Origin of the sequence: Amycolatopsis sp. SID8362 (genome assembly GCF_010550475.1) — a bacterium.
GTDB lineage: Bacteria > Actinomycetota > Actinomycetes > Mycobacteriales > Pseudonocardiaceae > Amycolatopsis > Amycolatopsis eburnea.
In genome coordinates, this window is sequence record NZ_JAAGNB010001429.1 from 1 (window position 1) to 4478 (window position 4478).

The following is a 4478-nucleotide window of genomic DNA, read 5'->3' on the forward strand; positions in this document are numbered from 1 at the left end:
CCGGCCACGCGCCCGCCGCGAACGCCGTGCCCGTCGAGCAGGAAGACCGCCTGGACGAGCTGGCCGCCCGGATCGCCGAGCGCGTCGCCAGGACCGAGCCGCCGACCCGCCGGTTCACCCCGGTCCGGCCGGTGCTCCCACCGGCGCTCGCCACCCCCAAACCGCCGGCGGCGCCGTTGCCGCCCCCCGGCTCCGTCAGCGTCCCGGACCACCTGGACGCCCCGACGAAGAAGTTCGCCCCGGTCAAGCCCCCGAAGCGGCCGACGCCGTTCAAGCGCGACCACGGCGAACCCGCCCACACGGGCGAACTGAACGCCGAACTCGAGCCAGAAAAGAGCGCGGAGGTCTCCTGACCCGCGCCCGACACAAGGGGAGCCCACTCGAGATGTGCGGCATCGCAGGCACTTACCTCTGGCCGGACGGCGGGCCGCTGACCGACCGGCTGACCAAGACACTGGCCCACCGCGGGCCGGACGGCTCCGGCCGCTACGACCACGCCGCCGGCGCCGGCTCCGTCCACTTGGGACACCGGCGGCTGTCGATCATCGACCTGTCGGAAACCGGCGCGCAGCCGATGGTCCTCGACGGCCTGGCGCTGAGCTACAACGGCGAGCTGTACAACGCGCCGGAACTGCGGGCCGAGCTGGAAGCCGCCGGCGTGCGCTTCCGCGGCACGTCCGACACCGAGGTGCTGCTGCAGGCGTGGCGGCGCTGGGGCACCGACTGCCTGCCGAAGCTGCGCGGGATGTTCGCCTTCGCCATGTTCGAAGAGGGCACCGGTGAGCTGTTCCTGGTCCGCGACCAGCTGGGCATCAAGCCGCTGTTCTTCGTGCGTCGCAACGGCGGCGTCGCGTTCGCTTCGGAACTGAAAGCCCTCGCGGGTGAGCTGGGCGGGTCGCTGCAGGTCGACAGCGGGGCGCTGATCGCGTCGCTGCTCTACTACTGGGTGCCGGACAGCCGGTGCGCCTACCAGGGCGCGGAGAAGCTGCAGCCGGGCACGTGGCTGCGCTGCCGCCCGGACGGCCAGGTCGACCGCGGCCGGTTCTGGTCGCTGCGGGAGGTCGCCGAGGAGGGCGCCGCCTTCGACGGCGAGGTCGACCTGCACGCGGTGATCGCCGAGTCGACGGCCAAGCACCTGCTCTCGGACGTCCCGGTGGCGACGTTCCTCTCCGGCGGCCTGGACTCCAGCTACCTGACCGCGCTGGCCGCGCGTTCACAGCCGGGCATTTCGGCGTACACCATCGGTTTCCGCGCCGAGGACGCGAAGTTCGAAGCCATGCCGGACGACCTTCGCTATGCCCGGATCGTGGCGGAGAAGTTCGGCGTCGACCTGCACGAGATCGAGATCGCGCCGCAGGTGCTCGACCTGCTGCCGAAGATGACCTACCACCTCGACGAGCCGATCGGCGACCCGGCGGCGATCAACTCGTTCCTGATCTGCTCGGCCGCGCGCGAAGCCGGCGTCAAGGTGATGCTGTCCGGGATGGGCGCCGACGAGCTGTTCGCCGGCTACCGCAAGCACCTCGCGAACCTGATCGCGCTGCGCTACCACAAGGTGCCGGGCGCGGTGCGCAAGCCGGTCGAGTCCCTGGTGGACCGGCTGCCGGTGGCGTCGGCCAAGCGCGGGTACCGGTCGGTGCGGTTCGCCAAGCGGTTCCTGTCCTTCGCGGGCCTGCCGGAGGAGACGGCGTTCCGGCGCAGCTACACGATGTACGACCGCGCCGAGCTGCTCGACCTGGTCAACCCGGACCTGGCGGCCGACGTCGATTCGGTTTTGACCGAGCACGCGGACACCTACCACGACCAGGCGCTCGACGACTTCGTCAACCGGATGTGCCTGGCCGACTCGCGGCTGTTCCTGCCCGGGCTGAACCTGACCTACACCGACCGCTCGACGATGGCCGCGTCCACCGAGGTGCGCACGCCGTTCGTCGACGTCGAGGTCGTGCGGGCGGCGTTCAAGATCCCGGGCAACAAGAAGATCGTCGGCCGCGCGGGCAAGGTCGCGCTGAAGAACGCCGCGCTGAACATCCTGCCCAGCGAGATCGTGCACCGGCCGAAGGGCCTGTTCAGTGCGCCGCTGCGGGCGTGGATGAGCCGCGACCTGGCGCCGCTGGTGCGCGAAGTCGTCAACGAAGGCGTGCTCGTTTCTTCGGGTTTCCTGCAGCGCGAGGCGTTGCAGCGCATGGTCGCCGAGGACGCCGCCGGCCAGGAAGACCGCGGCAAGCACCTCTGGCACGTCTTGACCCTCGAGTACTGGTACCGGAACGCGATGTCTGGAGCGGGAGCGAAGTGAAGCAGGTAGTCCAGAACTACAAGAGCGGGGAACTGGCGCTCCTCGAGGTCCCCGAGCCCGCCTGCAAGCCGGGTGGCGTGCTGGTGCGGACGGTGTACTCGCTGATCTCGACCGGCACCGAGATGATGAAGGTGTCCGAGGCCAGTATGTCGCTGGTGGGCAAGGCGAAGGCCCGGCCCGACCAGGTCGCGAAGGTGATGCAGAGCGTCGCCACCAACGGGCTGTCCGCGACCTACCGCAAGGTGACGTCCAAACTGGACTCCTACACCCCGCTGGGCTACTCGCTGTGCGGCATCGTCGAGCAGGTCGGCGACGGCATCACCGACGTGGCGGTGGGCGACCTGGTGGCGTGCGCGGGCAACGAGCACGCGCTGCACGCCGAGCTGAACTGGGTGCCCAAGAACCTCTACTCGCCGGTGCCGACCGGCGTCGACCCGCGCCACGCGGCGTTCGGCACCGTCGGGTCCATCGCGATGCAGGGCGTCCGCCGCGGCGAACCGCAGATCGGCGACGTCGCGCTGGTGATCGGGCTCGGCCTGATCGGCCAGCTGGTCGTCCAGCTGCTGACGTCGTCCGGCGTGCGCGTCGTCGGCGTGGACCCCGACCCGGAGCGCTGCAAGCTCGCCGAGAGCCTCGGCGCGCTGACCTGCGCGCACCCGGCGTCCGGCATCGTCGACAACGCCGTGGCCGAGCTGACCCACGGCGCGGGCGTCGACCAGACGTACCTGGCGGCCGGCGGCAACACGAACGACCCGGTCGAGCTGGCCGCGAAGCTCTCGCGCGACCGCGGCCGCGTGATCGACATCGGCAAGTGCAAGCTCGACCTGCCGTGGAACGCCTACTACGAGAAGGAACTGGACGTCCGGTTCTCGCGGTCCTACGGGCCGGGCCGCTACGACCCGTCGTACGAGCTGGAGGGGCGGGACTACCCGATCGGCCAGGTCCGCTGGACCGAGCGCCGCAACCTCGAGTGCGTCCTCGACCTGATCGCGCGCGACCGGCTGGACGTCGATCCGCTGATCACGCACGTCTCGGACTTCTCCGACGCCGTTTCGACGTACCAGTCGCTGAACGACGGCGCGTTGAAGGCCGTGGCGGTGCTGTTCCGCTACGAGGACGCGATCGCCCGGACGGAGCCGGTCGTGACGTCCGCGCGGGTCGGCGTGACGTCGTCTTCCGCCGCCGCTTTGCCGGCGGGGCAACCCGTTCGGCTGGGCTTCATCGGCGCGGGCAACTACGCGTCGTCGATGCTGCTGCCGCACCTGGTCGAGCGCACCGACGTCCAGCTCAAGCACGTCGCGACGACGTCCGCGCTGTCCGGCGCCAACGCCCGCCGCAAGTTCGGCTTCGCGGAGGCGTCCACCGACATCGACAACGTCCTGGGCGACTCCTCGATCGACGCGGTCTTCGTGGTGACGCGGCACAGCTCGCACGCCGAGCTGACGCGCCAGGCGCTGCTGGCGGGCAAGACGGTGTTCGTCGAGAAGCCGCTGGCGCTGTCCGAGCAGGAGCTGCAGAAGGTCCTCGACGCGATCGAGGAGTCCGGCAACGACCGCCTCCAGGTCGGCTTCAACCGCCGCTTCGCGCCGTTGCTGCACGAGGCCAGGGCCCAGTTCGGCCCCCGCGTCGGCCCGGCGACGGTCCGCTACCTGGTCAACGCGGGCCGCCTCGACCACGGCAGCTGGTACAACCAGACGGACTCGGAAGGCTCCCGTTTCGTGGGCGAGGGCGGCCACTTCATCGACACGGTGAGCTGGCTCCTCGACGCCGACCCGGTGTCGGTGTACGCGACCGGAGACCTCCAGGTGACCCTCGGCTACGCGGACGGCTCGACGGCGGTGATCACCTACGCCGAGACGGGCTCCTCGGGCTTCCCGAAGGAAACCCTGGACCTGACGGCCGACGGCAAGGTCCTGAAGTTCGACGACTTCGTCCGAGCCTCGGTGTACTCGCGCAAGAAGTGGGCGAGCTCCCGCATCCCGAAGGGCCGCGACAAGGGCCAGGCCGCCGAGGTCGACGCCTTCCTGACGGCCGTGCGGACGGGCGCGCCGATGCCGATCTCGGTGGCGTCCCTGGCCGCGACGACCCTGGCGACGCTGGCCGCGCAGTCGAGCGTCGCGAACGCGGCGCCGGTGCGGATCGAGCTGCCGCAGAAGACGGGCGCCCCGGCATGACGCCTTCG

At 70.7% G+C, this 4478-nt stretch carries 2 protein-coding genes and 1 pseudogene; all 3 read left to right on the top strand.

What is annotated here, in order from left to right; all coding sequences use genetic code 11:
• Window positions 1–353, top strand: a pseudogene (locus G3I65_RS44140) (exopolysaccharide biosynthesis protein); the annotation flags it as partial.
• Window positions 354–385: 32 nt separating this feature from the next.
• A complete protein-coding gene (gene asnB / locus G3I65_RS44145) occupies window positions 386–2296 on the top strand; it encodes an asparagine synthase (glutamine-hydrolyzing) (protein WP_160701392.1) in 1911 nt (636 codons plus the stop codon).
• Window positions 2293–4470, top strand: a complete 2178-nt coding sequence (locus tag G3I65_RS44150) for a bi-domain-containing oxidoreductase (protein ID WP_160701393.1) — start codon at window positions 2293–2295, stop codon at window positions 4468–4470. The genes asnB and G3I65_RS44150 overlap by 4 nt, the downstream gene beginning before the upstream one ends.
• Window positions 4471–4478 lie beyond the last annotated feature (8 nt).